At 71.5% G+C, this 25,457-nt stretch carries 23 protein-coding genes, 2 tRNA genes and 1 pseudogene; 19 read left to right on the top strand and 7 right to left on the bottom strand.

The window, feature by feature from the left end:
• The first annotated feature begins 140 nt into the window (after nt 1-140).
• Nucleotides 141-980 (top strand): GNAT family N-acetyltransferase, encoded by an 840-nt coding sequence (locus tag ACWGDX_RS05690; protein WP_453622583.1) that lies wholly within the window; start codon nt 141-143, stop codon nt 978-980.
• A 64-nt stretch (nt 981-1,044) separates the two neighbouring features.
• Here ACWGDX_RS05690 and ACWGDX_RS05685 read toward each other — a convergent pair whose 3' ends face one another.
• Nucleotides 1,045-1,572 (bottom strand): DsbA family protein, encoded by a 528-nt coding sequence (locus tag ACWGDX_RS05685; RefSeq protein WP_453622581.1) that lies wholly within the window; start codon nt 1,570-1,572, stop codon nt 1,045-1,047.
• Nucleotides 1,573-1,776: 204 nt separating this feature from the next.
• On the opposite strand from ACWGDX_RS05685, the gene ACWGDX_RS05680 reads away from it, so the two are divergent.
• Entirely contained in the window at nt 1,777-2,223 is a 447-nt protein-coding gene (locus ACWGDX_RS05680) for a hypothetical protein (RefSeq protein ID WP_453622798.1), read from the top strand.
• 166 nt (nt 2,224-2,389) lie between these two features.
• Complete coding sequence (locus ACWGDX_RS05675; protein WP_363085343.1) at nt 2,390-2,542, top strand: hypothetical protein; 153 nt, start codon at nt 2,390-2,392, stop codon at nt 2,540-2,542.
• 3 nt (nt 2,543-2,545) lie between these two features.
• Here the strand turns inward: ACWGDX_RS05675 and ACWGDX_RS05670 are convergent, their stop codons facing one another.
• Both ACWGDX_RS05670 and ACWGDX_RS05665 read right to left on the bottom strand, forming a co-directional pair.
• On the bottom strand, nt 2,546-3,124 hold the full coding sequence (locus ACWGDX_RS05670; protein WP_382849521.1) for a CGNR zinc finger domain-containing protein: 579 nt from the start codon (nt 3,122-3,124) through the stop codon (nt 2,546-2,548).
• 296 nt (nt 3,125-3,420) lie between these two features.
• Nucleotides 3,421-3,834: an SsgA family sporulation/cell division regulator gene (locus ACWGDX_RS05665; RefSeq protein WP_003959770.1), complete on the bottom strand. Its 414-nt coding sequence runs from the start codon at nt 3,832-3,834 to the stop codon at nt 3,421-3,423.
• 189 nt (nt 3,835-4,023) lie between these two features.
• Between ACWGDX_RS05665 and ACWGDX_RS05660 the strand changes: the two genes are divergently transcribed.
• Nucleotides 4,024-4,494 (top strand): TIGR02611 family protein, encoded by a 471-nt coding sequence (locus tag ACWGDX_RS05660; RefSeq protein WP_453622579.1) that lies wholly within the window; start codon nt 4,024-4,026, stop codon nt 4,492-4,494.
• A 54-nt stretch (nt 4,495-4,548) separates the two neighbouring features.
• Nucleotides 4,549-4,620, top strand: a tRNA-Val gene (locus ACWGDX_RS05655).
• A gap of 129 nt (nt 4,621-4,749) precedes the next feature.
• Here the strand turns inward: ACWGDX_RS05655 and ACWGDX_RS05650 are convergent.
• Nucleotides 4,750-7,278, bottom strand: coding sequence for an SCO7613 C-terminal domain-containing membrane protein (locus ACWGDX_RS05650; RefSeq protein ID WP_453622577.1), 2,529 nt, complete (start codon nt 7,276-7,278; stop codon nt 4,750-4,752).
• Between the two features lie 123 nt (nt 7,279-7,401).
• On the opposite strand from ACWGDX_RS05650, the gene ACWGDX_RS05645 reads away from it, so the two are divergent.
• Nucleotides 7,402-7,473, top strand: a tRNA-Val gene (locus ACWGDX_RS05645).
• A gap of 130 nt (nt 7,474-7,603) precedes the next feature.
• Here the strand turns inward: ACWGDX_RS05645 and ACWGDX_RS05640 are convergent.
• On the bottom strand, nt 7,604-8,329 hold the full coding sequence (locus tag ACWGDX_RS05640) for a 3'-5' exonuclease (RefSeq protein ID WP_363085665.1): 726 nt from the start codon (nt 8,327-8,329) through the stop codon (nt 7,604-7,606).
• A 188-nt stretch (nt 8,330-8,517) separates the two neighbouring features.
• Between ACWGDX_RS05640 and ACWGDX_RS05635 the strand changes: the two genes are divergently transcribed.
• The 4 genes from ACWGDX_RS05635 to ACWGDX_RS05620 all read left to right on the top strand — a co-directional run bounded on the left by ACWGDX_RS05635 (nt 8,518) and on the right by ACWGDX_RS05620 (nt 13,277).
• Nucleotides 8,518-9,084, top strand: a complete 567-nt coding sequence (locus ACWGDX_RS05635; RefSeq protein WP_365900545.1) for a DUF4365 domain-containing protein — start codon at nt 8,518-8,520, stop codon at nt 9,082-9,084.
• Nucleotides 9,084-10,340: a hypothetical protein gene (locus ACWGDX_RS05630; RefSeq protein ID WP_453622574.1), complete on the top strand. Its 1,257-nt coding sequence runs from the start codon at nt 9,084-9,086 to the stop codon at nt 10,338-10,340. The genes ACWGDX_RS05635 and ACWGDX_RS05630 overlap by 1 nt, the downstream gene beginning before the upstream one ends.
• 264 nt (nt 10,341-10,604) lie before the next feature.
• Nucleotides 10,605-12,581: a threonine--tRNA ligase gene (thrS, locus tag ACWGDX_RS05625; protein ID WP_453622572.1), complete on the top strand. Its 1,977-nt coding sequence runs from the start codon at nt 10,605-10,607 to the stop codon at nt 12,579-12,581.
• Between the two features lie 117 nt (nt 12,582-12,698).
• Nucleotides 12,699-13,277 carry an HIT family protein gene (locus tag ACWGDX_RS05620; RefSeq protein ID WP_365900548.1) on the top strand — a complete coding sequence of 193 codons (579 nt, stop codon included), beginning with the start codon at nt 12,699-12,701 and terminating at the stop codon, nt 13,275-13,277.
• A gap of 62 nt (nt 13,278-13,339) precedes the next feature.
• Here ACWGDX_RS05620 and ACWGDX_RS05615 read toward each other — a convergent pair whose 3' ends face one another.
• On the bottom strand, nt 13,340-14,995 hold the full coding sequence (locus ACWGDX_RS05615; protein WP_453622570.1) for a hypothetical protein: 1,656 nt from the start codon (nt 14,993-14,995) through the stop codon (nt 13,340-13,342).
• Between the two features lie 204 nt (nt 14,996-15,199).
• The gene (locus tag ACWGDX_RS05610) at nt 15,200-17,407 is read right to left on the bottom strand and encodes an elongation factor G-like protein EF-G2 (protein ID WP_453622796.1); all 2,208 of its coding nucleotides are present in this window, start codon (nt 17,405-17,407) and stop codon (nt 15,200-15,202) included.
• Between the two features lie 464 nt (nt 17,408-17,871).
• Here ACWGDX_RS05610 and pgsA point away from each other — a divergent pair, with 464 nt between their 5' ends.
• The 9 genes and pseudogenes from pgsA to ruvA all read left to right on the top strand — a co-directional run bounded on the left by pgsA (nt 17,872) and on the right by ruvA (nt 25,337).
• A complete protein-coding gene (pgsA, locus tag ACWGDX_RS05605) occupies nt 17,872-18,567 on the top strand; it encodes a phosphatidylinositol phosphate synthase (RefSeq protein WP_363084242.1) in 696 nt (231 codons plus the stop codon).
• Nucleotides 18,564-19,490: a phosphatidylinositol mannoside acyltransferase gene (locus ACWGDX_RS05600; protein ID WP_453622567.1), complete on the top strand. Its 927-nt coding sequence runs from the start codon at nt 18,564-18,566 to the stop codon at nt 19,488-19,490. The genes pgsA and ACWGDX_RS05600 overlap by 4 nt, the downstream gene beginning before the upstream one ends.
• Nucleotides 19,487-20,626 (top strand): annotated as a pseudogene (locus tag ACWGDX_RS05595) (glycosyltransferase family 4 protein); the annotation flags it as partial. The gene ACWGDX_RS05600 and the pseudogene ACWGDX_RS05595, both read left to right, overlap by 4 nt.
• A gap of 224 nt (nt 20,627-20,850) precedes the next feature.
• Entirely contained in the window at nt 20,851-21,402 is a 552-nt protein-coding gene (locus tag ACWGDX_RS05590; RefSeq protein ID WP_453622565.1) for a hypothetical protein, read from the top strand.
• Between the two features lie 166 nt (nt 21,403-21,568).
• The gene (gene pdxS / locus ACWGDX_RS05585) at nt 21,569-22,483 is read left to right on the top strand and encodes a pyridoxal 5'-phosphate synthase lyase subunit PdxS (RefSeq protein WP_363084239.1); all 915 of its coding nucleotides are present in this window, start codon (nt 21,569-21,571) and stop codon (nt 22,481-22,483) included.
• Nucleotides 22,484-22,489: 6 nt separating this feature from the next.
• Nucleotides 22,490-23,122 carry a pyridoxal 5'-phosphate synthase glutaminase subunit PdxT gene (gene pdxT, locus ACWGDX_RS05580; RefSeq protein ID WP_453622563.1) on the top strand — a complete coding sequence of 211 codons (633 nt, stop codon included), beginning with the start codon at nt 22,490-22,492 and terminating at the stop codon, nt 23,120-23,122.
• Between the two features lie 120 nt (nt 23,123-23,242).
• Entirely contained in the window at nt 23,243-23,995 is a 753-nt protein-coding gene (locus ACWGDX_RS05575; protein ID WP_453622561.1) for a YebC/PmpR family DNA-binding transcriptional regulator, read from the top strand.
• Nucleotides 23,996-24,141: 146 nt separating this feature from the next.
• Nucleotides 24,142-24,717 carry a crossover junction endodeoxyribonuclease RuvC gene (gene ruvC, locus ACWGDX_RS05570; RefSeq protein WP_453622560.1) on the top strand — a complete coding sequence of 192 codons (576 nt, stop codon included), beginning with the start codon at nt 24,142-24,144 and terminating at the stop codon, nt 24,715-24,717.
• Nucleotides 24,714-25,337 carry a Holliday junction branch migration protein RuvA gene (gene ruvA, locus ACWGDX_RS05565; RefSeq protein WP_453622558.1) on the top strand — a complete coding sequence of 208 codons (624 nt, stop codon included), beginning with the start codon at nt 24,714-24,716 and terminating at the stop codon, nt 25,335-25,337. The genes ruvC and ruvA overlap by 4 nt, the downstream gene beginning before the upstream one ends.
• Nucleotides 25,338-25,457: the final 120 nt, after the last annotated feature.

Genomic DNA, 25,457 nt, shown 5'->3' with positions numbered 1-25,457 from the left:
GCCGACCGGACCCGGCCTCGGCCCGGTGGGACGGCGATGGCCGGCCGCCCGGCCGGCCACCGGCGACTTCGGTCCGTAAACCGGATCTCCGGTCCGTAAACCGGATGACTCCACCGCGCGCGACGGGTACAACTCCCCTGATGACCACCACCCTGCGGCCGACCGGGCCGCTCCAGCAGACCGACGACGGCGGAAAGTCACGCTCCTACGAGGTCTGCGTGAACAGCCGCCCCGTCGGGACGATCGAGATCGCCACGGATCCCGGCTTCGGCCATACGGCCGGGACCGTCCGCGCGCTCCGCATCGACGAGCCCGACCGCCGGCGCGGCCGTGCCACCGTCGCCGCGCTCGCGGCCGAAGAGGTGCTGCGCGGCTGGGGCTGCGGCCAGGTGACGGCGTCCGTACCGGCCGACGCCGTGGCCGCGCTGCGCATGCTGGAGTCCCTCGGCTATGTCGAACGCAGCCGCAACATGGACAAGGAACTCCCGCCGGAACCACCCGCCCTGCCCCGGGACGTGGCGGGCCGTCCCATGAACGAGCCGGAGTACGAGGCCTGGGAGGCGCGGGCCGTCGAGACCTACGCGGGGAGCTGGATCGACCGCGGCACCCCGCCCGAGCAGGCCCGCGCCAAGGCGGAGGCCAGCCACCGGGAACTGCTGCCCGACGGATTCGCCACCCCCGGCGCCGCCCTGCATGTCCTGGTCCACGACGGAAGCGTCGTCGGCCATGTCTGGGTCGCGCCCCGCGAGGTACGGCCGGGCAGGCCCGGATCGTATGTCTACGACGTGGCCGTGACGGAGGGCCTGCGCGGCAAGGGGTACGGCAGGGCGCTGATGCTGCACGCCGAGGGGATCGCCCTGGAAGCCGGTTCCGAACTGCTCGGGCTCCATGTCTTCGCGGGCAACACCCCGGCGATCCGGCTCTACGAATCGCTCGGGTACGCGGCGACGCACCGCAACTTCTTCAAGCCGCTCCTCTGAGGTCCGCCGAGGGCCGCCGCTCCGAGGTCCGCCTCCGCCGGGTCCTGACCGGGCCGCGGCCCGGTCAGACGCTCTTCGGCGCGAGCAGCCGGTCGGCGATCTCCTCGATCCGGACGCGCAGACCCTCCTGGCTCCCGCCGCCGTCGAGGCGCTCCTCGCCGATGACATACGTCGGTGTGCCGGTCACCCCGATCGCCTTGCCCTCGGCCTGGTCGGCGTCGACGGCCAGCAGATGCCGGCCGTCGATCAGAGCGGTGTCGAACTCCTCGGCGTCCAGACCCAGCTCCCGGGCGATCTCCAGCAGTACGGGCTCGCCCCCGGCGGTCAGCTCCGCCGTCCTGGCGAGAAGGGCTTCCGCGTACGGCCATCCCTTGCCCTGCTCGGCGGCCTCCTCCGCGGCCTGGGCGGCGGCGTACGCGTGCTTGTGCCTCTCCAGGGGGAAGTGCCGCAGCCGCGTCTCCAGCCGGTCGCCGTAGCGGGCGCGCAGCGCGCTCAGGTCCGCCACGGCGGTGTGGCAGTCCGGGCACTGGAGATCGAACCAGATGTCGAGGACGACGGGTGCGCTGGGCCCGGCGGTGGTGAAGTCGCTCATGGGGGCCAGTCTCCCGGAGACGGCGCCCCGGCCCAAACCGGGTCCGGTGGGAGCCGCGACCGGGACCTGGGGAGGACGACGTCCCCCAGTTCTCCCCGAGATCCGCGGGACGCCCTTCCCTACCGTGGCCCCGAGCGGGCGGTCAGGTGCAGGATGGAGTGCGGGAAGGTGTTCGGCCCCGACGCGCTCTGCCTGGAGGACCTGATGATTGCCGAGACCATTTGCTCTGCGGTGTCAGCGGCGGGCGTGGGCATCGCCGCGATCACGGCCTACCGCAAGCGGTTCCTCGCCGCGGCCAGGATCCTGGCGTACGCGCTGGTCCCGGTGGCCCTGGTGATGACGGGCATCGTGAAGTGGGCCGCCGACACCGCCTTCAGCCCGACGGCCTGGCTCGGCTTCGGTGTGCTCGCGGTGGCGTGGCTGCTCTTCATGACGACACGCGCGGTGGAGCGGCGCGGCGGCCGGACCCGTAAGCAGCGCAGGGAGGCCGCCAAGGCGGCACGACGGGGAGCGGTGGAACCCGCCGCGTCGGTGCCCTCGCTCGGTCCGGGAAGCGGGCCGGCCGCGCGGCCGGAGGCCAAGGAGCGCGCCGCACAGCCGGGTGACGACTTCAGTGACATCGAGGCCATCCTCAAGAAGCACGGCATCTGACGACGGGCGGCGGAGGGGCGTCCCCGGGGTATTCGCGGCAGGATCGCAGGTGAGCGCCGTTCCGGCAGCGGTTCCAGTGATTTGTCCACGGAATATGATGAACTCCCGCGCCGAAAACGCGTGTTGGTCATTGGCGTGCTCCGGGGTACGTCATGATCGCCCCGAGATGCTCGATACCTCCCGGGGTGAAACCCCCGTACCCACCGATGAGCAGCGCGGTTGCCTTTTCGCGCTGTCCCAGCCACCGTTGATGATCTTTCTGACGGTGATCGGCTCGCTGCTGCTGATGGCAGCGGTGCACGATCTGTTCCTGCTGTGAGGCTCAGCCGGCCGCTTCCTTGCGGCGAGCCCGGTACGCGGCGACATGCAGCCGGTTGCCGCAGGTGCGGCTGTCGCAGTAGCGGCGCGAACGGTTCCGCGACAGGTCGACGAACGCGTGCCCGCAGTCCGGGGCCTCGCAGCGGCGCAGCCGTTCCTGCTCACCGGCCACGACCATGAACGCCAGCGCCATCCCGCAGTCGGCGGCGAGATGATCGGCGACCGAGGCCCCCGGCGCGAAGTAGTGCACATGCCAGTCGTAGCCGTCGTGATCGGTGAGCTGCGGTGTCGTCCCCGCGGCGGCGACCAGCCGGTTGATCAGATCGGCCGCGGCGCGCGCGTCCGGTGCCGCGAACACCTCCGCGAAACGCGTCCGCACCTCCAGCACGGCCCGCAGATCGCGCCGGCCGAGGTCACCCACCCCACTGAGGCTGTGGCTCTGTACGAAGCCGTACAGCGCCTCGATGTCCGCGAGGCCGTCGGGTGTGCCGTTCCGGGCGCCGCCCGTACCGTCCTCCGGCGCGGTGTTCACCAGATCGACCACGGTGTCGAGGGCGATCCGGGTGTCGTGGGGAATCAGCACGATCCGCTCCCTGGCCTGCCGCGGGCCGGTGCCCGCCGAATCCCGCTGACTTTAGCCGCTGCCCGGAGCGGCCGGGCGGGGAACGTGAGGCCGGTGGAACACGCCCGCGACGGAAACCGGCGGTGAACACCTCATCGGCGGGAGCGCCCCTCGACGGCGGAAACGCACCGGCGCCGGCGTCGCGGTGGGTTCCGCGGCGTCGGCGCCGGTGTCCTCCCTGTATGCGATTGTCATGCGATTGTCCGCACGGCGCCGTCTCCCCGAGTCGGACGGCGCCGAGCAGCCCTCTGCCTGGCTCAGCTCTCGGCCAGGATGTGTGAGAGCTCCGTATCGAGGTCGAAGTGACGATGCTCGGTGCCCGGCGGCACCGCGGCGTCGGTCCTTTTGAGGAACGACTCCAGGGCCCGCGCCGGGGCCTCGAGCAACGCTTCTCCCTCCGGGGAGCTCAGAGCAATGCAGACGACGCCCTGACCGTGACTGCGGGACGGCCAGACCCGGACGTCGCCCGTGCCGGTGGGCCTGTGCAGCCCCTCGGCGAGAAGGTCGCGGGCGAAAACCCACTCGACCGTCTCCTCGGCTCCGGTGTGGAAGGTGGCGTGCACGGCATAAGGATCGGCCGTGTCATACCGCAGGCCCGCAGGTACAGGCAGTGAGGACTCGCTCGATACAACGAGGCGCAGGTGCAGCTCGCAGCTGACCGTGGTGTTCATAAGCGCCAGGGCCTTTCGCTCAGTGTGCGCTCGGGGATTCGCACGTCGGCGAATTCGACATGCCACCTATGGTGCCGTTGTAAACCCCTCTGTCTCTTTTGTGCGCCTTCAGGTACCTCGTACAGCGGTGTGTGACTTCGGGTCATACGGCCATTCCGGTGACGTGAGCGATTCGGGTACGTTGGGCTCATGCATGCGGAGAGTGACGAGCGGGGGCAGGTCGTCGTTCCGGCGACCCCGGAGCCCGCCGCGGGGGATGTGACGGAAGGCCCTGGGACCGCGCCGGAGCGTGAGCTCGGCTCGCGCGCGCCGGGCTTCATCCGGGCGTCGCGGACGCTCCATCTGAGCTGGCAGGTCGGCGTCTTCGTGGTCGGTCTCGCGGTGGTCGGGGCGGGCGCCGCCATGCTCGTGCTGCCGGGTCCCGGCTGGCTGGTGATCTTCGGCGGGATGGCGATCTGGGCGACCGAGTTCGTCTGGGCCCAGCTGGTGCTGCGCTGGACCCGGCGCAAGGTGACGGAGGCGGCCCAGAAGGCGCTCGATCCCAAGGTCCGGCGGCGGAACGTGATCCTGACGACCATCGGTCTGGTGATCATCGCCGTGCTGGTCGGGATCTATGTCTGGCGGTTCGGGATCGTCATGCCCTGGAAGATCGACGAGTGATCCGGTACGCGTCGTGGGGCGCCGCTGACATGGGGTAATGTATGCGGTGCGCCGGGGCGATTAGCTCAGTGGGAGAGCGCTTCGTTCACACCGAAGAGGTCACTGGTTCGAACCCAGTATCGCCCACCCGGAATCGAGGCCCCGGAGACCGACAGGTCTCCGGGGCCTCGCTGTTTCCTCCGCTCGTTTCCTCCGCTCGTTTCCTGCTGTCGCCCCTGCTGTCGCCCCTGCTGTCGCCCGTTCTCGCCCTGCCGCTCAGCGCATCCGGCCCAGGCTCCGGCGCACCCTGCGGGCGTCCTTCAGACGCCGCTCGTACGTGGCGCCCACCGCGAGCAGCAGCACTCCCGCGAGGGCCGGCGGCAGCCAGCGCGGCAGCGCGCCCACGGCCTGCACGACATACGGGGCCAGCTCGTGCAGCGCGACCAGGCCAAGGACCGTACCGCCCAGGACCAGCGGCGCCTGGAGGCCCAGCCGGGCGCCCATGAGCGTGATGGCCAGGGCCACGACTCCCAGCAGCAGCGGCCGGGACCAGTGGGTGTCGCCCCATGCCGCCAGCAGGCTCGGCAGCAGGGTCGCCGCGAGTCCCGGACCGTACGCCGTCCATGACGAGGCCCCCGGATCGCGGCGGCGCCGCAGCAGCCCCACGGCGAGCGCGGAGAGCGTCACGGGCAGTGTGTACGCCTCGGGCACCGGCACGTCGGAGGCGGCCAGCCGGACCCAGGTGGCGAGGACGAACAGCGCCGTGGCGGTGTACCCGGCCACCGTTCTGCGCTCGGCGCGGACCGCGGTGCCCGCCGCGATCACCCCGCACAGCGCGAGTACCAGCGCCAGTACGGACGCCCGGTCCGAGGCCAGCGCGACGGCGAGGAGACCGGCGCCGGCGGCGGTGATCTCGATCGGGGCCGCGAGCGGGCGCGTGGCCGGCAGGGCGGCGAGCACTGCCACCGCCGCGGGAACCACGAGAACGGCCACGGCCGTGGTCCCGACGGACAGTCCGGCCGCCGCGCACGCGGCTGCCACCAGCGCGGTCGTGTACCCGACGGCCGTACAGGCCAGGACCGCGCGGATACGGACGGTCCATGTGGCCTTCGTGGTCCCCGTAATCCCCGTGGTCCCGGTGGTCTCCGCGGTCTCCGCGGTCTCCGCGGTCTCCGCGGCATGGGCGGTCACCCGGGCCGCGGCGGCCCCGGCGAACAGCGCCGACAGCACGGCGAGCGTGGTCACCGTCGCGGCCCGACCGCCGAGCGAGATCAGCGAGCCACCGGCCGAGCCCGCCAGGGCGCAGACCAGCGCGGTGACCCGCACCGGCCAGCCCCCGGGGACACGCGGGCCCACGACCACCGCGAGCGCCCCTGCCGTCAGCAGCGCCGGCACCGCCACCCTGACCGGGTAGGCCGCGTCCAGGGCGAGCGGCAGCACCAGGACGCCTGCCCAGCCGAGCGCCAGGGAGCCGCAGAGCGCGAGCGTACGCGCGACCGCGCTGACTCCGCCTCGGGATCCGTCTCCGGCTCTGTCTTCGGCTCCGGCTCGGGATCCGGCCCCCGTGTGCCGTGCGCCCGGGTAGGGGCCGTACACCGACGCCGCGAGTGCCCCGGCCGCCGTCAGCAGGACCACCGGCGCCTTCGGCGGGCCCGGCCATGGCGCGGCGGGCACGCCCGTCCAGATCTCCGGGATCGCGGCCACGCCGCCCAGCAGCGCGACGGCGACCGCCGGCAGCGCCCACAGCACCGACAGGGCGGCCACCAGCCCCGCGGCCCCCGCGAGTCCCCGGACGACCGGCCGCGGCAGCCGGGTCCGTACCACCGTCGACAGCGCGACGGCGCAGAGCAGATACCCCGGAGCGGTCCAGCCGTCCGGTACGGCCGTACGCACCACCGCGCCGACCGCCGCGATGCTCGCCAGTCCCGCCACCGCCGCGCAGACAGGACCGGCCGCGCCCGCGCGGCGGGCCGCGAAGAGACCCAGCGCCGCCGCCGCGAGCAGCAGCGCGCCCGGCCGCAGCGCCGCCGAAGGGGTCACCGCAGACAGGGACAGCTCCCCGGCCACCAGCAGCGCCCCGGCCGCCGTCACCCCGGCGGCGACGCCCGCGAAGCCCCGTACCGTACGGGATCCCGTACGCGACGCGAGCGCGGTGTCCAGCGCCGCCGTCACCAGCAGTGCCCAGGACACCGTCAGAGGGGTGGAGCCGGTGGCCAGCGCCCAGAGCGTCAGGGGGAGTTGGGCCGTCAGCACGGCCGCGGGCAGCGGACCGCGCAGACCGCCCAGAGCCGTCCCGTACCCGCCCCAGAGCATGGCGAGCACGGCGGTGGCCGCCGCCGTGTAACCGAGACCGTCCGTCCCCGGCAGCGCCACCCGGTACAGCGCGTACGCGTCGAGGACCGTCAGCACCAGACCCAGCGCGGCCACCGCCTCCGCGGTCGAGCGCAGGCCCCGGCGCAGCAGCGGCACGGGCACCGCGAGCGTCAGGACGGTCACCCCGGTCAGTACCGCCGCTCGGCCGCCGATCCCCAGATGGCCCCAGCTCACCAGGGTGAAGGCGATCGCCGCGACCGCCAGCAGCAGTCCGCCGAGCATGAGCAGCACATTCTGCGCACCGGGCGAGGAGGTCCCGGCCGGAGGCGCGAAGGACCGCGCGACGGGTTGCGCCAAGGGCGGCGCCTGCCGCTCGCGCAGGTTCAGCAGATACGCCTTGCGCGTGAGCAACTGGCCTCTGCGCGCGTCGAGTCGGACCAGCTCCTGGTCGATGATCGCCAGCTCCTGTGCGGGCGGCGGCACATTCGTCATACCGGCGAGTGTGGTCCGCGCCACACGCCGTGCCATGGGCTCCCGTACTCAGATTCGGGGGTGAGTACCCGGCATTCGGTTTGAAGGAGACCCGAGGGGACCTGTATGGTTCAGTGCGTTCCCGGGCGATTAGCTCAGTGGGAGAGCGCTTCGTTCACACCGAAGAGGTCACTGGTTCGAACCCAGTATCGCCCACCGGGAGAGGCCGGTCCGTCAGCGACGGACCGGCCTTCGCGCGTTCCGGACGCACCCTGTTCCGGACGCACCGGTGAACGCCGTGGACATCCGTGTTCCGGACGCCGGTGATCAGGACGAGCGCCGGTGATCAAGCGGCGGCGGGCAGCTCGGGCCGCAGCGGCCAGGCCGGATCCACCGACTCCTCCGTACCGTTACGGGAGAACCACGCCTGGAGACCCCGCGCCTGCGCCGCGTGCCAGACCGCCTGGAGCGTATGCAGCTCCGCCGCGCTCAGCCGCTCCATCCGCGCCGCGAACCGGCGGCCGACCGCCCGGACCACCTCCAGCGCCGCCACCGCGTCGACGGCCGCGTCATGGGCCCCCTCCAGCTCCACCTCGTAGTGGGCACAGAGATCGGTCAGGGTGCGCCGGCCCTTGCGGTAACGGTCCAGATGTTTGTCCAGGACACGTGGATCCAGCACACAGAGCGGGACGTTCTCCAGACAGCGCGCCAGGGACGACGCCCGGTGACGCCTCAACTCACGGTCCAGCAGGGTCAGATCGAACGGCGCGTTCATCACCACCAGCGGACGGCCCGCCGCGCACTGCTCGGCCAGCGCCCTGCCCATCTCCTCGATCGCCGGGGCCGGCCAGCGGCCGTTGCGGTGCAGGAAGTCGTCCGTCAGACCGTGCACCGCGGTGGCCGCCGGGGGCACCGGCACACCCGGATCTATCAGCCAGCGGGTCACCCGCGGCCTGCCGCCCGCCAGGTCCTGGACGACGAGAGCGGCCGAAACGATACGGTCCTCCTCGACATCGACCCCCGTCGTCTCGGTGTCGAACGCTGCCAACGGTCCCTCATACCAACGCGTCATCCCCGAACTCCTCGCGCCTGAGCGGCAGATGGCGTCCAGCCACTGCCCGAATCGGTGATACCCGGACAGGTCGTTCGGTACGCGCCGTTTACGGGGGGCTCCGTTCGGTGACAACACAGGTGTCGGGCACGTGAGTTGACGTCCCGTCGCTCCAACTGACCGGTACGGCCCGGAAGGCACCCTGAGCCATGGCGCTCGCCAAGCCCGAACCGGGTGGGCTGCTGCCCGAGCGGATGGCACCGCTGCGCGGAGCGCTCGCCACCACCGCCTGCATGGAGACACTCCAGGTGGGCTACCTCCACGCGGTCGCCGCCGCGGCGGGCTGCTCACTCAGCCAGCCCTTTCCCGACAACGGCATCGACTGGCACGTGAGCCACAGCGCGCCAGGACATCTCGTCGACGACGAGGTCACCATCAAGGTCCAGCTCAAATGCACCTACCAGATCGCCCCGCACCCGGCGGGGCCCGCCTTCTCCTTCACCCTCGACAACGCCCATCTCGTGAAGCTCGCCCGCACCCCGGTCTCCGTGCACAAGATCCTGGTCGTGATGCTCGTGCCCAGGACCCAGGACGAATGGCTGCGCGCCAGCCACGACCGGCTCGACCTCAGACACTGCTGCTACTGGATCAATCTGGCCGGCCACCCGGTGACCGGCCGGTACCGCACCACGGTGCGGGTGCCCACCGCGCGGATCTTCGACGACCGGGCGCTCTGCGAGATCATGACCCGTGTCGGGTCGGGAGGGAGACCGTGATGGGGTGGCCGTCCGACGAGCCAGTACGTTCCCACTCGTCGCCGACCGAGATGCCGGAGCCGGAGCCCTTGGCCGGGGGCCACTCCTGGAACGGGGGAACGGCTTCGGAACCGGACCCCACCAGGACCGACCCCGCCGTCCTCGGCGCCCTGCTCGCCCGGCACGGCTGGCGGCGGCGCGGTGGCGCCCCCGGGCGCTATGCCCGCTGGACCCCACCGGGGCCGGGCGCGCGCGGGACGAGCCTGCTCGTCCCCGAGAGCCGTGCCTTCCCCGACTGCGAGGACCTGCTCGCCGAGGCCCTCACGGCGCTCGCCCGCAGCGCGGCTCCCTCCGCGCGTGAGGTGCTCGTCGGTCTCGCCGTGCCCAGCGACGAGATCCGCTGGTGGCGCGATGTGCCGCCCGGCCCCTCCGGCGCCGCGGAGTGGACCGTACAGGAACAGCTCCGCACGGCGGCCAGACAGCTTCTGCTCGCCGGGGCGCTCGCCGTCCGGGGCAGGGCGGGGTATTACGGGGCGCGCCACCGCCGGCAGGCCCAGGACTCGCTGGGAGGGGTACTGGTCGGACCGGCGCCGGGCGGACGCGAACTGACCGCGTTCCTGCCGGTGACGAGCGGCCGGTCCGTCGCCGTACAGCTTCATCACGCCCTCTCCGCGGCCCGGGAGGCCGCCGACTACCAGCGGGCCACCGGGGGCATGGAGGCGTTCGACTCCGCGGTGGAGGCCGGGGTGAGCCGGGAGCTGACCGAGGCGCTGGTGGCGCTCGTACGGGGAACGGAAGGGGCCCGGGTCGCCCTGGCTTGGGCGCCGGGCGCGGGGGTGCCCGAGGGATGCGCCGCCCGCCCCGAACCGGTGGAGTTCTCGCCCGGTGATCTGCCCGCGCTGCGCGAGGCGGGCAAGCGCTATCTGCGCGACGAGCCCTCCGTACCGGTACGGATCACCGGCGCGGTGATCCGGATGCGCCGGGCCGGTACCGGCGGCGAGGGGTCCGTACGGCTGCGGGTCCTCGCCGGGGCGGAGATCCCGCATGTCCGGGTGGCGCTCGACGAGGAGTCGTACCGCGTCGCGGGGCACGCGCATCTCGTCGGTCTGCCGATCCGGGTGGTGGGCAGACTGGAGAGCCGTGGCGGGTTCCGCAGGCTCACCGACGCCAGCGGTGTGGTGCCCGTCCAGGTCGACGACGCCGAGCGGGACCGGCTGATGAAGTCGCTCCAGGAGAACCTGGACTACTTCGAGGAGGCGTGCGGCGGCGGTGACTGACGCCGGCGGGGCGACGCCCACGGGGACCCGCGCCGGTCGCGGCCGGCGGCGGGGCGGCTGTGACGGCGGGGCGGCCGATGGCGGGGCGGTCGATGGCGGGGCGGCCGGCGGCGGACCGCGGACGCCGCGGGTGGGACCGCCCGCGGTGGTGGCGGTCGCACCCTCGGTCACCGCTCGGCAAACCGTTTCGCGACCGGCCCCCCGGGCTCGGTACGATTCAGACGCGCAGTGTCCGCTGTCGCGCCCCAGAGTCAGGAGAGACCGGTGTCAGACGTCCGTGTGATCATCCAACGCGATTCCGAGCGGGAAGAGCGCGTGGTGACGACGGGCACTACGGCGGCCGAGCTGTTCCCCGGGGAGCGCACCGTGATCGCCGCGCGCGTCGGCGGCGAGCTGAAGGACCTCGCGTACGTACCGGGCGAGGGCGAGATCGTCGAGCCCGTCGAGATCTCCTCCGAGGACGGCCTCAACATCCTGCGCCACTCCACCGCGCATGTCATGGCACAGGCCGTGCAGGAGCTGTTCCCCGAGGCCAAGCTGGGTATCGGCCCGCCGGTCAGGGACGGCTTCTACTACGACTTCGACGTGGCGGCTCCCTTCCACCCCGATGACCTCAAGGCCATCGAGAAGAAGATGCAGGAGATCCAGAAGCGCGGCCAGCGCTTCTCGCGGCGCGTCGTCACCGACGAGGCCGCCCGCGAGGAGCTCGCCGACGAGCCGTACAAGCTGGAGCTGATCGGGCTCAAGGGCTCCGCCTCGACCGAGGACGGCGCGGATGTCGAGGTGGGCGGCGGCGAGCTGACCATCTACGACAACCTGGACGCCAAGACGGGCGAGCTGTGCTGGCGGGATCTGTGCCGCGGCCCGCATCTGCCCACCACCCGCAGCATCCCGGCGTTCAAGCTCATGCGGAACGCGTCGGCGTACTGGCGGGGCAGCGAGAAGAACAAGCAGCTCCAGCGCATCTACGGCACCGCGTGGCCGTCGAAGGAGGAGCTGAAGGCGCATCTGGAGTTCCTCGCCGAGGCCGAGAAGCGCGACCACCGCAAGCTCGGCAGCGAACTGGACCTCTTCTCCGTCCCGGAGGAGATCGGCTCCGGTCTCGCGGTCTTCCACCCCAAGGGCGGTGTGGTCCGCAGGGCCATGGAGGACTACTCGCGGCGGCGGCACGAGGAGGAGGGGTACGAGTTCGTCTACACCCCCCACGCCACCAAGGGCGCCCTGTTCGAGAAGTCCGGGCATCTCGACTGGTACGCCGACGGTATGTACCCGCCCATGCAGCTCGACGAGGGCGTGGACTACTACCTCAAGCCCATGAACTGCCCGATGCACAACCTGATCTTCGACGCCCGGGGCCGGTCCTACCGTGAACTGCCCCTGCGCCTCTTCGAGTTCGGGACGGTGTACCGCTACGAGAAGTCGGGCGTGGTGCACGGTCTGACCCGCGCGCGCGGGTTCACCCAGGACGACGCGCACATCTACTGCACCCGCGAACAGATGGCGGACGAGCTGGACTCGACGCTGACGTTCGTGCTGAACCTGCTCCGTGACTACGGTCTGACCGACTTCTATCTGGAGCTGTCGACCAAGGACGAGACCAAGTTCGTCGGCTCGGACGAGGCGTGGGAAGAGGCCACCGAGGTACTGCGCAAGGTGGCCGAGAAGCAGGGCCTGCCGCTGACCCCCGACCCGGGCGGTGCCGCGTTCTACGGCCCCAAGATCTCGGTGCAGGCGCGGGACGCCATCGGCCGTACCTGGCAGATGTCCACCATCCAGCTCGACTTCAATCTGCCGGACCGCTTCGATCTCGAATACACCTCGCCGGACGGCTCCAAGCAGCGGCCGGTGATGATCCACCGCGCGCTGTTCGGCTCGATCGAGCGGTTCTTCGCGGTGCTGCTTGAGCACTACGCGGGCGCGTTCCCGGCCTGGCTGGCGCCGGTGCAGGCGGTGGGCATCCCGGTCGGCGACGCGCATGTGCCGTATCTCCAGGAGTTCGCGGCGGAGGCGAAGCGCAAGGGGCTGCGCGTCGAGGTGGACGCGTCCTCGGACCGTATGCAGAAGAAGATCAGGAACCAGCAGCGGCAGAAGGTGCCCTTCATGATCATCGTCGGTGACGACGACATGCACGCGGGCACGGTGTCCTTCCGCTACCGCGACGGCTCCCAGGAGAACGGCGTCCCGCGTGATCAGGCGCTGGCGAAGCTGGTCGACGTGGTGGAGCGCCGCGTCCAGGTCTGACGCCCGTACCGCGTACGGCGCGCGGGCGCGGGTACGGTGACGGCCCCCGGGAGGCATCGGGCTCCCGGGGGCCGTCGGGCCGGGGCCCGGCGGCACGTTTCACCGGGGCGAAGTTCTATGCTGCACAGCATGACGAGTGAGCCGGAGCAGCAGATCGGAGTGGGGACCCAGGACGCGTTCCAGCGCCTGTGGACGCCCCATCGGATGGCCTATATCCAGGGCGAGAACAAGCCCACCGGGCCGGGTGCCGAGGACGGCTGTCCCTTCTGCTCCATCCCGTCCAAGTCCGACGAGGACGGGCTGATCGTGGCGCGCGGCGAGCGGGTGTACGCAGTGCTGAACCTCTACCCGTACAACGGCGGCCACTCCATGATCGTCCCCTACCGTCATGTGGCCGACTACACCGACCTGGACGACGCGGAGACCGCCGAGCTCGCTCTCTTCACCAAGCACGCGATGACCGCGCTCCGTACCGCCTCGGGGGCGCACGGGTTCAACATCGGGATGAACCAGGGCGTCGCGGCGGGGGCGGGGATCGCCGCGCATCTCCATCAGCATGTGGTGCCGCGCTGGGGCGGTGACACCAACTTCATGCCGATCGTGGGCCACACGAGGGTGCTTCCGCAGCTGCTCGCCGATACGCGCGCGATGCTCGCGGACGCCTGGCCCGTACCGCCGGCGCCCATAGAGCCGTAGCCCGCGCGCCCCGACCCGCGCGTGAGCGCCGGCCCGCGCGGCGGTGGGCCGCGCGGGCCTGCTTACGCGTCGTACGCGTCGACGCGCTTCGGCGACGGGTCCTGCACCGCGCCGAAGAGCGAGGCCGCCCGGCTGCTGAAGCCCGAGGTGTCCACCCCGTGCTCGTCCAGCACGCGCAGCGCCGCCTTGTGCGCCACACGCAGGACGGGCGTGGCGGCACGCATCGCGTCATCGGCCATGAAGCGGTGCTTCCACGGCTGATCGGCCCAGGCGTGCCGCAGACCGAAAGGCTCGGGCAGCGAGAGCTTGCCGCCGAGGAAGTCCAGGATCGGCGGATACCAGGTGAAGGGGGCGCGCACCGCCAGCCGGACCGCTTCCTTCGGCTCGACCAGGGGCAGCGTCCGCGAGGTGGTCTCCCAGAACCGGACGGTCTTGGGCCGGCTCACGGTCTTGGCGGACGGTCCCGAGCCGAAGAGCCCGTGGATCGGTCCCAGGGCATGACCGGAGACCTCGATCCGCAGGGTCTCGTGGAGCACGGTCACATTGATCATCATGGTGATCACGAGCTGGCCGTCCCAGAGGACGAACTGCACCCCGAGATAGTGGCGGCTGCCGGCGCCGAACTGCTGGTGGTTGCAGATCCGCTGTATCTCATGGGGCTTGACCTGATACGCCTCCACGTCCTGGCCGTCGGGCCTGGACACCGAGCCGGCGCCCTCACCGACGGGCGCGACGATCCAGTGCTTGACCGAAGGCGGCGGGAATCCACCGGAGTTGATCGGCCCGCGCTCCAGTAGCTTGAGCTGGTCGTGGATGGCCCGTACCACGTCATAACTGCGGAACTGGTGGATCTCCTTGCCCGGGTCCTTGGGCACCAGGGCCTCGGCGAGCTGCCAGCTCCCCCAGCGGGTGCCCATGCCGAGTATGCCCTTGGGGCCGGCGTAGAAGACGACGTTGGAATTCTGCTCGGCCGTGAGCTTCTCTATGCCCTGGCGCACCGCCTCCCGGGTCGCGTCCCCGGGGTTTCCGGGGACGGCTTCGGGAACCTTGGCGCCGAGGCCGCCGCCCGCGAGCAGATCGGACCAGCGGGCGCGCAGATCCTTGGCGGTGGACTCACAGATCCGCCTGGCCAGCAGCCAGCCGACGACCGGGGCGACGATCATGCCGCGCACATACCAGCCGAGGAAACCGTCGAACGGCAGCCGCAGCATCAGGATCACGGCCAGCAGACCCACGCCCAGCAGCAGCGCCGTCCCCATCAGCCCCGAGCGCCGGTCCTTGGAGCCCGCGAGCGTACGCCGCAGCTGGAAGACTCCCAGCCAGACCAGCAGTCCGGGCAGGAAGACCAGCCCGAACAGCGCGGTCACGGCGGTGAGTTTGATGTCGCGGTCCTTGCGGATGCGGTTCGCGGCGAGGGCGTGCAGCACCACCATCTGCGGCTCCATCCCGAAGGACTGGATGAGCGCTCCCCGGCCGCCGCCGAGCGTACGGAGGTGGAGGGCCCGCGCGAACGCCTCGCCCAGATTGGGCTCGAAGAGCGAGAACCTGCCCTTGGACACCTTGGACTTGTGCACATCGTTGTCGGCCTTGAGGATCTCCTCCATCGGGGTGTCCCGATAGGACGCCGACGCGAGGGCGTTCGTCGCGGGGTTCTGTCCGGCCGATCCCTGGAGCGGGATCTGTGCCCCCGGGCTGAAGTCGAATCCGTTGTCCGCCACTGCCGCCCCCTCGCCGCAAGATCCGCTGTCGCGGCCTTTACCCGGCCCGCGCGCCCCGCACACGTGCTGAGCTGGGCACCACAGCGTAACCGGGTGAGGGCGTTCGCGTCAGGGGAGTGGCTCTCTTCAGCCACCGGCGTATATCGGACCGGCCACCCGCCGCACAGGACCGGCCATCCGCGCCCCACCGGCGCCGGGCAGGGCTCAGACGAGACTGCCCTCCTGTTCGCGGAGCCGGTCCGCGACCGCCGGGGGCATCGGCTCATGGCGGGCGTACGAGCGGCTGAAGCGGCCGGCGCCATGGGTGACCGACCGCAGGTCCACCGCGTACCGTCCGATTTCCAGCTCCGGCACCTCGGCCATCACCAAGGTCCTTCCAGGACCGGCCTGTTCGGTACCGACGACCCGGCCGCGCCGTCCCGAGAGATCGCTCATCACCGGTCCCACGTACTCGTCGGGGACGAGGACCCGCACCTCGGCGACCGGTTCCAGCAGATGGACCGACGCCTCGACGGCCGCCTCGCGCAGCGCCAGCGCGCCCGCCGTCTGGAACGCGGCGTCGGAGGAGTCCACCGAGTGGGCCTTCCCGTCGAGCAGGGTGACCCGGATGTCGACGAGCGGACGGCCCGCCGCGACTCCGTGCGCGGCCTGGGTCCGTATGCCCTTCTCGACGGACGGGATGAACTGCCGGGGCACCGCGCCGCCCACCACCTTGTCGACGAACTCGACCCCGGAGCCGGGCGGCAGGGGATCCACCTCGATCTCGCAGATCGCGAACTGACCGTGGCCACCGGACTGTTTGACATGCCGGCCGCGCCCCGCCGAACTCCCGCCGAAGGTCTCCCGGAGCGCGACCCTGAACGGCACGGCGTCGACCCGGACGCCGTACCGGGTGCGCAACCGCTCCAGCGCGACATCCATATGGGCCTCGCCCAGGCACCAGAGCACCACCTGACGGGTCTCCGGATTCTGCTCCAGCCGCATCGTCGGATCCTCGGCCACCAGCCGGGCGAGCCCCTGGGACAGCTTGTCCTCGTCCGCCTTGCTGTGGGCCTCGACGGCCAGCGGCAGCAGCGGATCGGGCATGGTCCAGGGCTCCATCAGCAGCGGATCGTCCTGGGCGGAGAGGGTGTCCCCGGTCTCCGCGCCGGCGAGTTTCCCGACACAGGCCAGGTCTCCGGCGACGCAGTGGCCCGTCACGCGCTGCTGTCTGCCGAAGGGGGAGGAGAGCGCGCCGGTCCGTTCCTCGACGTCGTGGTCCTCGTGACCGCGGTCGGTGAGACCGTGACCCGACACATGCACCAGCTCGTCCGGCCGCAGCGTGCCCGAGAAGACCCGTACGAGAGAGATCCTGCCCACGTAGGGGTCGGAGGCGGTCTTGACCACCTCGGCGACGAGCGGGCCCCGGGGATCACAGCCGATTCCCGGACGCGGCGCTCCCCTCGGGGTCGTGATCCCGGGGACCGGACGCTCCAGGGGGCTCGGGAAACCGGTGGCGATCAGATCGAGCAGCTCGACGGTGCCCAGACCCTGGCGGCCGCCGGGCGGAGCGGGGGCCGCCGCGAGCACCGGGTGGAAGATGCCGCGCGCCACCGCCTTCTCCAGATCCCCGATCAGTGTCCTCAGGTCGATCTCGCCGCCGCTCAGATAGTGGTCCATGAGCGTCTCGTCCTCGCTCTCGGCGATGATCCCCTCGATCAGCCGGTTCCGTGCCTCCTCGATCCGCGGCAGCTCGCCCGGGGCGGGCGGATCCTCCCGGCGCTCCCCGGAGGAGTAGTCGAAGATCCGTCGCGAGAGCGGTCCGACGAGTCCGGTGGCCGGCGCGTGTCCGTCCGGCCCCTCCTGGCCGTGCACCGGCAGATACAGCGGCAGCACCGCGTCGGGGTCGTCTCCGCCGAACATCAGCCCGCAGAGCCGGGTCATCTCGTCGAAGCCGGTGCGCGCCGTGTCGAGATGCGTGACGACGATCGCGCGCGGCATCCCGACCGCCGCGCACTCCTCCCAGACGGTACGGGTGGCACCGGCCATGGCCTCCGCCTCCTGGGCGGCCGACACAACGAAAAGGGCCGCGTCCGCCGCCCGCAGACCGGCCCTGAGTTCCCCGACGAAATCGGCGTAGCCGGGGGTGTCCAGCAGATTGATCTTGTATCCGCCCCATTCCAGGGGGACGAGGGAGAGCTGCACGGAGCGCTGCTGGCGGTGCTCGATCTCGTCGTGGTCGGAGACCGTGCCGCCGTCCTCGACCCGGCCCGCTCGGTTCACCGCCCCCGCGGTGAGCGCGAGAGCCTCGACGAGCGTGGTCTTGCCCGATCCGCTGTGGCCGACCAGCACCACGTTCCGTACGGACGCGGGCCGGTCGGCCGCCACTGCTCTGCCGGCGGCTCCGGGGTGTGTACGCGCCTTGTCGCCCATGATTCCCGCCTCCCGGTCGATCGCGGTGAGGAGTTGGAGAGAGGCGCGGGCCGTGGGAGCCGCCGCGGCAGCTCCGGCGATGCCCGCGGTGGTCCTTCGAGCTTCGCACTCCGGCCATGGTGCGTCCATACGTCGTACGCGACGGCACGGTCCGGGTGCCCGGCGGTACGGTGTGGGGGGCGTGGCTACGATGGGCCCGGTCCTGTCCGGCCGGTCCTCGTGGTCAGCCGTGGCGCCTGGTGGAGGGGGTACCTCCCGTTGCCGAAAGGCTGCGGGGGCATCGCGAGGCGGAGGATCGTGCACGTACTGGAAGGTACTGGACGAATCCGACGTCTCCGGCGGCGCGGCGAGGTGCCGTCCGCCGAGGCAGCGGTTCATGTCACCGCGGCGTCGCGAGTCCGCGAAGGACAGGACCTAGCCGGTGGCCGTCGGGGCCGCTCGGCCCACCGAACCTCGGGAAGGCCATGCTGAACAAGTACGCGCGTGCATTCTTCACGCGTGTCCTCACACCGTTCGCCGCGTTTCTGCTCCGGCGCGGAGTGAGTCCGGACGCGGTCACGCTGATCGGTACGGCCGGGGTGATGGCGGGTGCGCTGGTCTTCTTCCCCCGCGGGGAGTTCTTCTGGGGCACGATCGTCATCACCGTCTTCGTCTTCTCCGATCTCGTCGACGGGAACATGGCCAGGCAGGCGGGGATCTCCAGCCGCTGGGGCGCCTTCCTCGACTCGACGCTCGACCGGGTCGCCGACGGCGCGATCTTCGCCGGGTTCGCGCTCTGGTACGCGGGCGAGGGCGACAACAACGTCCTGTGCGCCGTCGCGATCTTCTGTCTGGCGAGCGGCCAGGTCGTCTCGTACACCAAGGCCCGGGGCGAGTCCATCGGGCTGCCCGTGGCCGTCAACGGACTGGTCGAGCGGGCGGAGCGGCTGGTCATCTCGCTGGTCGCGGCCGGTCTGGCGGGGCTGCACGGCTTCGGTGTGCCGGGGATCGACATCCTGCTGCCCATCGCGCTGTGGATCGTGGCGGCCGGCAGCGTGGTGACGCTCGGCCAGCGGGTCGTGACCGTACGGCGGGAATCCGCCGAGGCCGACGCCGCGGCGGCCGGCGCCGGGCCGGGGAACACCGGGAGCACCCCGCGGGGGAGCGGGAGCACCTCATGAGCGGGGTGGGCGAGCGGCTGACCGACTCCCTGTACGGACTCGGCTGGAGCACCGTCAAGAAGCTCCCCGAGCCCGTGGCCGACGCGCTCGGCCGGACCGTCGCGGACACCGTGTGGAAGCGGCGCGGCGCGAGTGTGCTGCGGCTGGAGTCCAATCTGGCGCGCGTGGTGCCGGACGCGGGTCCCGAACGGCTCGCGGAGCTGTCCCGGGCCGGGATGCGCTCGTACATGCGGTACTGGATGGAGTCCTTCCGGCTGCCCGCCTGGAGCAGGGAGCGGGTGAGCGGCGGTGTCGAGATCAAGGACATCCACTGTCTGACGGAGGGGCTCGCGGCCGGGCGGGGCGTGGTGCTCGCGCTGCCGCATCTCGCCAACTGGGACCTGGCGGGAGCCTGGCTCACCCGCGGGCAGGGGGTGCCGTTCACGACGGTCGCCGAGCGGCTCAGGCCGGAGTCCCTCTTCGACCGGTTCGTGGCCTACCGCGAGAGCCTCGGCATGGAGGTGCTGCCGCACACCGGCGGCTCCGCGTTCGGCGCGCTCGCGCGGCGGCTGCGCAACGGCGGTCTGGTCTGTCTGGTCGCCGACCGTGATCTGTCGTCCTCCGGTGTCGAGGTCGACTTCTTCGGGGAGAAGGCCCGGATGCCCGCGGGGCCCGCGCTGCTGGCCCAGCAGACCGGGGCGCTGCTGCTGCCGGCGACACTCTGGTACGACGATTCACCGGTGATGCGGGGACAGGTGCATCCCGCGGTCGAGGTCCCGGAGACAGGTACGCGCGCCGAGAAGACGTCTGTGATGACACAGGCGGTGGCCGACGTCTTCGCCACCGGAATCGCCGAGCACCCGGAGGACTGGCACATGCTGCAACGGTTGTGGCTCACGGATCTCGAACCCGGGCCGACCGGTTCCGGGGGGAGTCCCCGGTGAGGATCGGCATCGTCTGTCCGTACTCGTGGGACGTGCCCGGCGGCGTCCAGTTCCACATCAGGGACCTGGCCGAGCATCTGATCAGGCTCGGTCACGAGGTGTCCGTACTGGCGCCCGCGGACGACGAGACGCCCCTGCCGCCGTATGCCGTCTCCGCCGGACGGGCCGTTCCCGTGCCGTACAACGGCTCGGTCGCCCGGCTGAACTTCGGTTTCCTGTCGGCGGCGCGGGTACGGCGGTGGCTGCACGACGGCACGTTCGACGTGATCCATATCCATGAGCCGACCTCGCCGTCGCTGGGTCTGCTGGCCTGCTGGGCCGCGCAGGGGCCGATCGTCGCCACGTTCCACACGTCGAACCCGCGGTCGCGGGCGATGATCGCGGCGTATCCGATCCTCCAGCCCGCGCTGGAGAAGATCAGCGCGCGGATCGCGGTGAGCGAGTACGCGCGCCGGACGCTGGTCGAGCATCTCGGCGGAGACGCGGTGGTGATCCCGAACGGTGTCGATGTCGACTTCTTCGCCAAGGCCGAGATCAATCCGGCCTGGCAGGGCCGCACGATCGGCTTCATCGGACGGATCGACGAGCCGCGCAAGGGGCTCCCGGTGCTGATGAAGGCCCTGCCGAAGATCCTCGCCGTCTATCCGGAGACCCGGCTGCTGGTGGCGGGGCGCGGGGACGAGAAGGAGGCCGTGGAGTCGCTTCCCAAGGAGATGCGGTCGCGGGTCGAGTTCCTCGGGATGGTGAGCGACGAGGACAAGGCGCGGCTGCTGCGCAGCGTCGATCTGTACATCGCGCCCAACACGGGCGGCGAGAGCTTCGGCATCATCCTCGTCGAGGCGCTGTCGGCGGGCGCGGCGGTGCTGGCGAGCGACCTGGACGCGTTCGCGCAGGTGCTGGACCAGGGGTCGGCGGGCGAGCTCTTCACCAACGAGGACGCGGACGCGCTGGCGGGCGCGGCGGTACGGCTGCTGGGCGACGCGGAACGGCGCGAGGCGCTGCGCGAGCGGGGGAGCGCGCATGTGCGGCGGTTCGACTGGGCGACGGTCGGAGCGGACATCCTCGCGGTGTACGAGACGGTGACGGACGGGGCGGCGTCGGTGGCGGCGGACGAACGCACGGGCCTGCGAGCCCGCCTCCGCCGCCGCGCGGACGGCGACACCCCGGGCGGTATCGAGGCCCAGTCCCGGTCCCGCACGCCCCCGGACATCCGCCCCGAACCGGCGACCGGCTGACAACCGGCTGACGTACCGGCCGCGACCGGGCGTCCGGCTCGTGTCCGGCGCCGCCCTCCGTAGGAGGAGGCCGGGCAGGGGCCGGGCAGGCCGGTGACCGGGTGCGTCCCGATAGCCTGCCCCGCGTGACCGAAACTCTCATCTGGATCGTCGTCGCCGTCGTCGTCTGCGCGCTCTATCTGAGCTGGACCGCCGGCCGGCTCGACCGGCTGCACACCCGTATCGACGCCGCTCGCGCGGCCCTCGACGCGCAGTTGCTCCGGCGTGCCTCGGTCACCCAGGAACTGGCGACCTCCGGTGTGCTCGACCCCGCCGCGTCCATCGTGCTCTACCAGGCCGCGCACGCGGCCCGGCAGGCCGAGGAGGAGCAGCGGGAGGTCGCGGAGAGCGAGCTGAGCCAGGCGCTGCGGGCCGTGTTCGGAGAGACCGCGCAGGTCGAGGCCGTACGGGCGGCTCCCGGCGGTGACGAGGCCGCCGGTGAACTCGCCGCCTCGGTACGGCGCGTACCCATGGCCCGGCGCTTCCACAACGACGCCGTACGCGCCGCCCGCGCCCTGCGCCGCCACCGTAAGGTCCGCTGGTTCAGGCTCGCCGGACACGCTCCGTTCCCGCTCGCCTTCGAGATGGACGACGAGCCGCCCGTCGCGCTGGCGGACCGGCCCGGTGCCTCGACCTGAGGCCCGGCCCCGGCCGGGCCCGTCCCGGCTGGGCGCGAGAACGATCCACCGCCTGTTCATTGGCCCTTGCTGTGGACTGCTCCCCGGGCGTTACCTGTGCGTGCGGTTTCTCCGTCGTTTTCAGCCAGCCAGCCAGCCACCGTCAGCCAGCCAGTGAGGTCGATTCGTGTCCACCACGCTCCCCACCACCCCTCAGTCCGCCGAGACCGGCACCGCGCGCGTCAAGCGCGGTATGGCCGAGCAGCTCAAGGGCGGCGTGATCATGGATGTCGTCACACCGGACCAGGCGAAGATCGCCGAGGACGCCGGCGCGGTCGCCGTGATGGCGCTGGAGCGCGTCCCCGCCGACATCCGCAAGGACGGCGGCGTCGCCCGGATGTCCGACCCGGACATGATCGAGGGCATCATCGAAGCCGTCTCGATCCCGGTCATGGCCAAGTCGCGGATCGGCCACTTCGTCGAGGCGCAGGTGCTCCAGTCCCTCGGGGTGGACTACATCGACGAGTCCGAGGTGCTGACCCCCGCCGACGAGGTGAACCACTCCGACAAGTGGGCGTTCACCACGCCCTTCGTCTGCGGCGCCACCAATCTGGGCGAGGCCCTGCGCCGGATCGCCGAGGGCGCGGCCATGATCCGCTCCAAGGGCGAGGCCGGCACCGGCAATGTCGTCGAGGCGGTGCGCCATCTCCGTCAGATCAAGAACGAGATCGCGAGGCTCCGCGGCTTCGACAACAACGAGCTGTACGCCGCCGCCAAGGAACTGCGCGCGCCGTACGAGATCGTCAAGGAGGTCGCCGCGCTCGGCAAGCTGCCCGTGGTGCTCTTCTCGGCCGGCGGTGTCGCCACCCCCGCCGACGCCGCGCTGATGCGCCAGCTCGGCGCCGAGGGCGTCTTCGTCGGATCCGGCATCTTCAAGTCGGGCGACCCGGCCAAGCGCGCCGCCGCCATCGTGAAGGCCACCACCTTCTACGACGACCCGAAGATCATCGCGGACGCGTCCCGGAACCTGGGCGAGGCCATGGTCGGTATCAATATCGACACCCTCCCGGAGTCCGAGCACTACGCCAAGCGCGGCTGGTAACGCCCCATGACCACCCCTGTGACCGGCGGCACCCCGGTGATCGGCGTCCTCGCACTCCAGGGTGATGTCCGGGAGCATCTCGGTGCCCTGGCCGCGGCGGACGCCGTGGCCAGGACCGTCCGGCGCCCGGAGGAGCTGGCCGAGGTCGACGGGCTGGTGATCCCGGGCGGCGAGTCCACCACGATGTCGAAGCTGGCCGCGCTCTTCGGGATGCTGGAGCCGCTGCGGGCGCGCGTACGGGCCGGAATGCCGGTGTACGGCACCTGCGCCGGAATGATCATGCTCGCCGACAAGATCCTCGACCCCCGCTCCGGCCAGGAGACCATCGGCGGTATCGACATGATCGTCCGCCGCAACGCCTTCGGCCGCCAGAACGAGTCCTTCGAGGCGGCCGTCGAGGTCGCCGGGGTCGGGGGCGGCCCCGTCGAGGGCGTCTTCATCCGCGCGCCCTGGGTCGAGTCGGTGGGCGCCGAGGTCGAGGTGCTCGCCGAGTACGGCGGCCATGTCGTCGCCGTACGGCAGGGCAACGCGCTCGCGACGTCGTTCCACCCGGAACTCACGGGTGACCACCGGCTCCACCGCTTCTTCACCGAGCTGGTACGGGACGGTTCCCGGGGCGCGCGGGCCGGCGCCCCCTGACGGACGGGGAGGGACGGGCCGCGTTCCCCGGGGGACGGTGGCAGGGACGACGGGCGCGCTCGTCCCGGTAGGATCTCTGCCGAGCAGAGGCAGAACCGGTTACGCGAAGGAGACAGGCAGATGTCCGGCCACTCTAAATGGGCTACGACGAAGCACAAGAAGGCCGTGATCGATGCCAAGCGCGGCAAGCTCTTCGCGAAGCTGATCAAGAACATCGAGGTGGCGGCCCGTACCGGCGGCGCCGACATCGACGGCAACCCGACCCTCTTCGACGCCATCCAGAAGGCCAAGAAGAGCTCCGTGCCGAACAAGAACATCGACTCGGCCGTCAAGCGCGGCGCCGGTCTTGAGGCCGGTGGCGCCGACTACGAGACGATCATGTACGAGGGCTACGGTCCCAACGGTGTCGCCGTGCTGATCGAGTGCCTCACCGACAACCGCAACCGCGCGGCCTCCGACGTGCGCGTGGCCATGACCCGCAACGGCGGCTCGATGGCCGACCCCGGCTCCGTCTCGTACCTCTTCAACCGCAAGGGCGTCGTGATCGTCCCCAAGGGTGAACTGGGCGAGGACGATGTGCTGGGCGCCGTGCTGGACGCGGGCGCCGAGGAGGTCAACGACCTCGGTGAGTCCTTCGAGGTGCTCAGCGAGGCCACCGACCTGGTCGCGGTCCGCACCTCGCTCCAGGAGTCCGGGATCGACTACGACTCCGCCGAGGCCAACTTCGTCCCGACCATGCAGGTCGAACTGGACGAGGAGGGCGCGCGCAAGATCTTCAAGCTGATCGACGCGCTGGAGGACAGTGACGACGTGCAGAACGTCTTCGCCAACTTCGATGTCTCGGACGAGGTCATGGAGAAGGTCGACGTCTGACGGGCCGGCGCCTGACGGGGCCGGTACCTGACAGGACTTCAGCCGACGGGCCGACGGGGGACACACCTCCGTCGGCCCGTCGCGTTGTCGGTGCCTACCGATACTGTGCTGATCAGCGCGAACAACTGAGCGAGGGGGAGGGCGCGATGCGGGTGCTGGGCATTGACCCCGGACTGACCCGGTGCGGTGTCGGAGTCGTCGAGGGTGTCGCGGGCCGGCCGCTGACGATGCTCGGTGTGGGTGTGGTCCGTACGCCCACCGACGTGGAGACCGGCGAGCGGCTGGTCGCCATCGAGCGGGGCATAGAGTCCTGGCTCGACGCGCACCGGCCCGAACTCGTCGCGGTGGAGCGGGTGTTCGCCCAGCACAATGTGCGTACGGTCATGGGCACCGCCCAGGCCAGCGCGGTCGCCATGCTCTGTGCCTCGCGCCGCGGCATCCCCGTCGCGCTGCACACCCCCAGCGAGGTCAAGGCCGCCGTCACCGGCAGCGGCCGGGCGGACAAGGCCCAGGTCGGCGCGATGGTGACCCGGCTGCTGCGGCTCGACGCACCGCCGAAGCCGGCCGACGCCGCCGACGCCCTCGCCCTCGCCATCTGCCATATCTGGCGTGCCCCCGCCATGAACCGTCTTCGGCAGGCGCAGGCGGCCCAGCAGGCACGGACGGCGGCGCGCGCCTCCCGTGTCCCCAGCACCACATCCGTACGGAAGGTCACGCGATGATCGCCTTCGTCAGCGGCCCGGTCGCCGCCCTCGCCCCGACCACGGCCGTGATCGAGGTCGGCGGTGTGGGGATGGCCGTCCAGTGCACCCCGGGCACACTCGCCGCTCTCCGCGTCGGCCAGCAGACGAAGCTCGCCACCTCCCTGGTCGTACGGGAGGACTCACTGACCCTCTACGGCTTCGCGGACGACGACGAACGCCAGGTGTTCGAGCTGTTGCAGACCGCCAGCGGGGTCGGACCCCGGCTGGCGCAGGCGATGCTCGCCGTACACAGCCCCGACGCGCTGCGCGTCGCCGTCTCCACCGGGGACGAGAAGGCGCTGACCGCTGTCCCGGGCATCGGCAAGAAGGGCGCCCAGAAGCTGCTGCTGGAGCTGAAGGACCGGCTCGGCGAGCCGGTCGGCGCGGTCATCGGCCGTCAGGGCATCGCCGTCGCCCCCGCCTCCTGGAGCGATCAGCTCCATGCCGCGCTGATCGGCCTCGGCTACGCCCCCCGCGAGGCGGACGAGGCGGTCGCCCTGGTGACACCGCAGGCGGAGGCCGCCGTGGCCCAGGGGGCCCAGCCTCCCGTACCGCGGCTGCTGCGCGCCGCGCTCCAGAGTCTGAACAGAACGCGCTAGGGTCTTTCGTTTGGATCTGGCTGGGTGAGGGAGCGCCCGCCGCGGCAGCGGCTGGTGTCCGCGTGGTGCCGTGGATCGCAAGGCGGAGGAGGGAGCCCACGCGGAGCGTGGGCGACCGAC

The organism is Streptomyces sp. NPDC055025 (assembly GCF_053608565.1).
The sequence above is the reverse complement of the archived record's forward strand: the minus strand, read 5'-3'. Positions and strand labels throughout refer to the sequence as shown.

Excerpts from the sequence above, each read along its gene's own strand:
- ACWGDX_RS05690 (WP_453622583.1), top strand. The coding sequence starts at position 141 with ATGACCACCACCCTGCGGCCGACCGGGCCGCTCCAGCAGACCGACGAC.
- ACWGDX_RS05685 (WP_453622581.1), bottom strand. The coding sequence starts at position 1,572 with ATGAGCGACTTCACCACCGCCGGGCCCAGCGCACCCGTCGTCCTCGAC.
- ACWGDX_RS05680 (WP_453622798.1), top strand. The coding sequence starts at position 1,777 with ATGATTGCCGAGACCATTTGCTCTGCGGTGTCAGCGGCGGGCGTGGGC.
- ACWGDX_RS05675 (WP_363085343.1), top strand. The coding sequence starts at position 2,390 with ATGCTCGATACCTCCCGGGGTGAAACCCCCGTACCCACCGATGAGCAG.
- ACWGDX_RS05665 (WP_003959770.1), bottom strand. The coding sequence starts at position 3,834 with ATGAACACCACGGTCAGCTGCGAGCTGCACCTGCGCCTCGTTGTATCG.
- ACWGDX_RS05660 (WP_453622579.1), top strand. The coding sequence starts at position 4,024 with ATGCATGCGGAGAGTGACGAGCGGGGGCAGGTCGTCGTTCCGGCGACC.
- ACWGDX_RS05650 (WP_453622577.1), bottom strand. The coding sequence starts at position 7,278 with ATGACGAATGTGCCGCCGCCCGCACAGGAGCTGGCGATCATCGACCAG.
- ACWGDX_RS05640 (WP_363085665.1), bottom strand. The coding sequence starts at position 8,329 with ATGACGCGTTGGTATGAGGGACCGTTGGCAGCGTTCGACACCGAGACG.
- ACWGDX_RS05635 (WP_365900545.1), top strand. The coding sequence starts at position 8,518 with ATGGCGCTCGCCAAGCCCGAACCGGGTGGGCTGCTGCCCGAGCGGATG.
- ACWGDX_RS05630 (WP_453622574.1), top strand. The coding sequence starts at position 9,084 with ATGGGGTGGCCGTCCGACGAGCCAGTACGTTCCCACTCGTCGCCGACC.
- ACWGDX_RS05620 (WP_365900548.1), top strand. The coding sequence starts at position 12,699 with ATGCTGCACAGCATGACGAGTGAGCCGGAGCAGCAGATCGGAGTGGGG.
- ACWGDX_RS05610 (WP_453622796.1), bottom strand. The coding sequence starts at position 17,407 with ATGGGCGACAAGGCGCGTACACACCCCGGAGCCGCCGGCAGAGCAGTG.
- pgsA (WP_363084242.1), top strand. The coding sequence starts at position 17,872 with ATGCTGAACAAGTACGCGCGTGCATTCTTCACGCGTGTCCTCACACCG.
- ACWGDX_RS05600 (WP_453622567.1), top strand. The coding sequence starts at position 18,564 with ATGAGCGGGGTGGGCGAGCGGCTGACCGACTCCCTGTACGGACTCGGC.
- pdxT (WP_453622563.1), top strand. The coding sequence starts at position 22,490 with ATGACCACCCCTGTGACCGGCGGCACCCCGGTGATCGGCGTCCTCGCA.
- ACWGDX_RS05575 (WP_453622561.1), top strand. The coding sequence starts at position 23,243 with ATGTCCGGCCACTCTAAATGGGCTACGACGAAGCACAAGAAGGCCGTG.
- ruvC (WP_453622560.1), top strand. The coding sequence starts at position 24,142 with ATGCGGGTGCTGGGCATTGACCCCGGACTGACCCGGTGCGGTGTCGGA.
- ruvA (WP_453622558.1), top strand. The coding sequence starts at position 24,714 with ATGATCGCCTTCGTCAGCGGCCCGGTCGCCGCCCTCGCCCCGACCACG.